The organism is Streptomyces sp. NPDC090442 (assembly GCF_044769405.1).
Classification (GTDB): Bacteria; Actinomycetota; Actinomycetes; order Streptomycetales; family Streptomycetaceae; genus Streptomyces.
This window is the reverse complement of sequence record NZ_JBIVXW010000168.1, coordinates 1-4,677: the sequence shown is the minus strand read 5'-3', so window position 1 is coordinate 4,677 and position 4,677 is coordinate 1. Positions and strand designations below refer to the sequence as shown.

Sequence of the window (4,677 nt, the reverse complement as noted above, 5' to 3'; positions counted from 1 at the left end):
GGGGGGGCGGGGGGGGGGGGGGGGGGGGGGTGTGGGGGGGGGGGGGGGGGGGGGGGGGGTGGGGGTGGTGTTTGTTTCGCCCCCCCCCCCCCCCCCCCCTCCGGCACCGAACCCGCCACCCACCACCCAGCGGGGCCCCGCCCCAACACCCCCTTCCGCCGAAGGCGGAGACCCCACCACGGCGGGGAAGCCGGCAACGTAGGGGACCTGCGGCGTCAGCCGCCGTAGGCATAGCATGGGACCAAAGACCCATAAATACCCTTAGTGCGCTATATCGGCGCAGTTCAGGGGGCCGTGATGGTCGGAGAACTGGTGGCGGCCGGCGTGGGGCTGGTCTCCGCGGGCGCGGTCTATCTGGTGGCCGCGGCGCGAGTGGTCAAGCAGTACGAACGGGGCGTGGTGCTCCGGCTGGGGCGGTTGACCGCTCCGGCGCGCGGCCCGGGCTTCACCATGATCATCCCGGGTGTGGACCGGATGCGTAAGGTCAACATGCAGATCGTCACGATGCCGGTGCCCGCGCAGGAGGGCATCACCCGGGACAACGTCACGGTCCGGGTCGACGCGGTGGTCTACTTCAAGGTCGTGGACGCCGCCGACGCGGTGGTCCGGGTCGAGGACTACCGGTTCGCGGTCTCGCAGATGGCCCAGACCTCGCTGCGCTCGATCATCGGCAAGAGCGAGCTGGACGACCTGCTGTCCAGCCGCGAGAAGCTCAACCAGGGCCTGGAGCTGATGATGGACAGCCCGGCCATCGGCTGGGGCGTGAGCGTGGACCGGGTCGAGATCAAGGACGTCTCGCTGCCGGAGACCATGAAGCGCTCGATGGCCCGCCAGGCGGAGGCCACCCGGGACCGCCGGGCCCGCGTGATCAACGCCGACGCCGAGCTCCAGGCGTCGAAGAAGCTGGCCGAGGCCGCCGCGGCGATGTCCGGTCAGCCCGCGGCGCTCCAACTGCGGCTGCTCCAGACCGTGGTGGCGGTCGCCGCCGAGAAGAACTCCACCCTCGTCCTGCCGTTCCCCGTCGAGCTGCTGCGGTTCCTGGAGCACGCCGGGCACCAGGCCCAGGCGCAGACCGCGCAGACGCGGGCGGAGACCGAACGGGCCCGTGCGCAGCGGCCGCCCACGGCGGAGCGGACGGTTCCGGCGGACGCCGCCCCGCCCGTGCCACCGGCCCCGGACGGCGCCGTCGAGGACCCCCTCCCGGTCCTCGAAGACCTCCCGCGGGCCGAGAACCTCCGCAGCGGCTCGCCGTAGCCCGCCCCGCACCGCCACCGAGGACGACCGCCGCACCCGGGTACGGCGGTCGCCCGCCGTGCGGCGACCGGCCCCGTGGCGGCGCGCCCTGTCCTTCGCGGGACGGCGCTGGGAGGATGCGCCCATGGGGGATTCAGGGGAATCGACCGTGCAGTGGTTATGGGACCGGCAGAGCGTCTGGTCGCAGGCGGCGGACCGGGCCAAGCGCGCGATCGGGCGGGCCCGGACGGTCGCCCTCGTGCTGGGCGTGGCGGGGGCGTGCGCCGGCACCGCGGCCGCGCAGGTGATGGCCTGGAGCGAGGGGGCGGGGAAGGCCCTGGCGCTGGTGGCGGCCGTCGCGGTGGGGCTGGTGCCGCTGACCGCCAGGGCGGCCGGCCCCCAACAGGTCCGTGACTGGACGCGGTTGCGCGCGCTCAGCGAGGAGCTCAAGAGCGAGCTCTACGCCTATCTCGCCCGGGTCGCCCCCTACCGGGACGCGGACGCGTCCCGGGTGTTGCTGGACCGTGCTGAGCTGGCCCTCGCGGACGCCGGCGACCTGGCCGGCCGCACCCTCGCCCTCGCCCCGCGGCGGCGCGCGCTGCCCGCCGTCACCGACGTCGGGTCCTACGCGCAGGTGCGGGTCGCCGGCCAGATCGAGGACTACTACCGGCCCCGGGCCGCGCTGATGAGCCGGCGCGGCGCCCAGGTCCGGTGGGCGGAGCTGGCGTTGGCGGCCCTGGCGGTGGTGCTGGGCGCGGTGTCCGTCGTCTTCGGGGCGGACTGGGCCACCGCCTGGGTCGCGACGGTCACCACCGTCGCCGCCGCGGTCACCGCGCACGCGGCAGCCGCCCGATACGCCTACCAGGAGCTGGAGTTCTCCCGCACGGCCGCGGAACTGGAGCGCCTCTCGGCCCGCCGCGCCCAGGGGGCCGACCCCGCCGCCGACGACGCCTTCGTCGGCCGGTGCGAACGGGTCATCTCCGCGCAGAACGAGGGCTGGACGGCGAAATGGCGCAGCGCGTAGGTCGCTTGGCGCGCTGAGGCCACCAATGGCGGGACTTTTTCCGGACAGCCGAGATCCTCACACTTCCGGTGGCCGCCGACCGCGCCACCCGCCCTCTGATGTCCGTACTCAGGAGTAAAGCGGTCGGATATCGGTGTGAACGAGATGTGGGGAAAGCGTGAACTCCCGTATCTGAGACCGGAACCCGGTCTTGTGCACGAGTGGGGCGGGTGGGAATACTCGGCTCCGTTGGCATGGACGCGACTCCCCGAGGCGGCCGCCACGGGGTGGTGCCGTCCGTGCTCGGTACCTCACACCTCACTCTCGGGCCCGCATGGACTCCCCACGGTCCGGGCCCAACCCCCCACGGGAGGCCCTGAGTTGAAGCACCGACGCATACCCCGCCGCCGCACGATGCTGGCCGGTGCCGGCGCGCTCGCGCTGGCCGCCACCGCGACCGTCACCCTCGCCAACGCCCACGCCGCACCGGCGCCCACGACGGCCAGGCTCTCGCCGGCCGCCGCGACCACGCTGGCGTCCCAGCTCAAGTCCGGCACCGCCGGCGCGTACTACGACGCCCAGGCCAAGAAGCTGGTGGTCAACGTCGTGGACCAGGCGTCCGCGGCGAAGGTCCGGGCCAAGGGTGCGGAGCCGAGAATGGTCAAGCACACGATGGCCCAACTCGACGCGGCCCGGCAGACCCTGAAGGCCAAGGCGACCATCCCCGGCACCGCCTGGGCGATGGACCCCAAGGCCAACAAGGTCGTGGTGACCTCCGACCGCACGGTCACCGGCGCCAAGCTGGACCGGCTCACCAAGGTCACCAAGGGCCTCGGTGACACCGTCGAACTCCGCCACACCAATAGCCAGTTCCGTCCGCTGATCGCCGGCGGCGACGCGATCTGGGGCAGCAGCGCCCGCTGCTCGCTCGGGTTCAACGTGCTCAAGGGCAGCGACCCGTACATCCTGACCGCCGGTCACTGCGGCAACGCCGTCAAGGAGTGGTCCGACCAGCAGGGCGGCCAGACGATCGCGACCACCGAGACGTCGAAGTTCCCGGGCAACGACTACTCGATCGCCAAGTACACCGGCGACACCGAGCACCCCAGCGAGGTCGACCTCTACAGCGGCAGCCCCCAGAAGATCACCAAGGCCGCGGACGCCACCGTCGGCGAGAAGGTGAAGCGGTCCGGCAGCACCACCCAGGTGCACGACGGCACCGTCAAGGCGCTGAACGCCAGCGTCAACTACCAGGAGGGCACGGTCGACGGCCTGATCCAGACCGACGTCTGCGCCGAGCCCGGTGACAGCGGCGGCGCCCTCTTCGACGGCGAGAGCGCGCTCGGCCTCACCTCCGGCGGCAGCGGCGACTGCAAGCAGGGCGGCGAGACCTTCTTCCAGCCGGTTCCGGCCGCCCTCCAGGCGACCGGCACCAAGATCGGCTGACCGACCCGGCCGACCGACCCCCGGTCGACGGCACGAACCGGCCCCCGGACGCTCTCCTCGTCCGGGGGCCGGCGCCGTCCGCGGTCCGCCGTCTCCTGGTGGTGCGTCAGGACCGGCCGACGAGCGGTCAGAACTCGAAGACCGAGCCCTTGCCGTCCGTCATCACGCAGGAGTTGGCGAAGGTGTGCGTGTACGAGACCCGGCGGCCCTGCCAGACCCCGTCCGCGGTGACCACGACCGGGTCCCACAGCATGTTGCACATCCGGGTGCTCTTCGTCGCGCCCTCGGTCACCGCGGCGAAGTCGCCGCCGACCGCGCGCAGTTGGGTACAGGCGGCCATCGGGGCCGGGTGGGTGCCGGTCGCCATCGGCATACAGCTCAATGTCGCCGCGCGCTCCACCGTGGCGTCCGCCCGGGTCTCGCCCCGACCGACCGTCAGCACCAGCTCGGACGCGGCGTAGAGGCCACCGGTCCGGGCGGGCTGGGCCGGTGCGGCGGCGGCCTGCGCGGTGGTGGACAGCCCGCCGAGAATCAGTGCCGCCCCAAGCGCGACCGCCCCAGTGATGTACCGCATGACGAACACTCCCTTGCTCGTAGGTCCAGATACCGGACGGGAGTCTGGCCCAACCGCATCTCAAACGCACGCGCCCCGATCACTTTTGGTCGATAGGTGAAAGCTGAGGGTAATGGCGCGAAAGCGTCCGGGAGTTGGGGCGCGGGGCACCGGGGCGCGGGGCGCTGCCAGCGCCGATGGGGACCGTCCGGAGGCCCTCGATCCGCCTCCGTGAGGAGGGAATCCGGCCGCCGACCGTCCGTTCGGACGGGAGTCGATCTCCGCCGATTGTCCGAAGGGCGGGGCCTGGGCGGCCCGGGGTCCGCCCAGTGGATCAGGGGTGGTAGGCGCCTAGGGCGCTTCTGACGGATCTCCGCGGCGTCGCGGCGTCTGGCACGCACTCCCCCACGCCTTAAGGGCGCGGGGGGACCCCCTGCGGCGT

4 protein-coding genes are annotated in these 4,677 nt (G+C 72.9%); 3 read left to right on the top strand and 1 reads right to left on the bottom strand.

What is annotated here, in order from left to right; translation table 11 throughout:
- The first annotated feature begins 297 nt into the window (after window positions 1–297).
- The 3 genes from ACIQU6_RS43800 (at window position 298) to ACIQU6_RS43790 (ending at window position 3,682) form a co-directional block, all read left to right on the top strand.
- Window positions 298–1,254, top strand: a complete 957-nt coding sequence (locus ACIQU6_RS43800) for a slipin family protein (protein WP_403488175.1) — start codon at window positions 298–300, stop codon at window positions 1,252–1,254.
- Between the two features lie 124 nt (window positions 1,255–1,378).
- Complete coding sequence (locus tag ACIQU6_RS43795) at window positions 1,379–2,257, top strand: DUF4231 domain-containing protein (RefSeq protein WP_403488173.1); 879 nt, start codon at window positions 1,379–1,381, stop codon at window positions 2,255–2,257.
- Between the two features lie 393 nt (window positions 2,258–2,650).
- Entirely contained in the window at window positions 2,651–3,682 is a 1,032-nt protein-coding gene (locus ACIQU6_RS43790; RefSeq protein ID WP_403488177.1) for a S1 family peptidase, read from the top strand.
- 127 nt (window positions 3,683–3,809) lie between these two features.
- Here ACIQU6_RS43790 and ACIQU6_RS43785 read toward each other — a convergent pair whose 3' ends face one another.
- Window positions 3,810–4,256: a subtilase-type protease inhibitor gene (locus ACIQU6_RS43785; RefSeq protein ID WP_403488171.1), complete on the bottom strand. Its 447-nt coding sequence runs from the start codon at window positions 4,254–4,256 to the stop codon at window positions 3,810–3,812.
- Window positions 4,257–4,677: the final 421 nt, after the last annotated feature.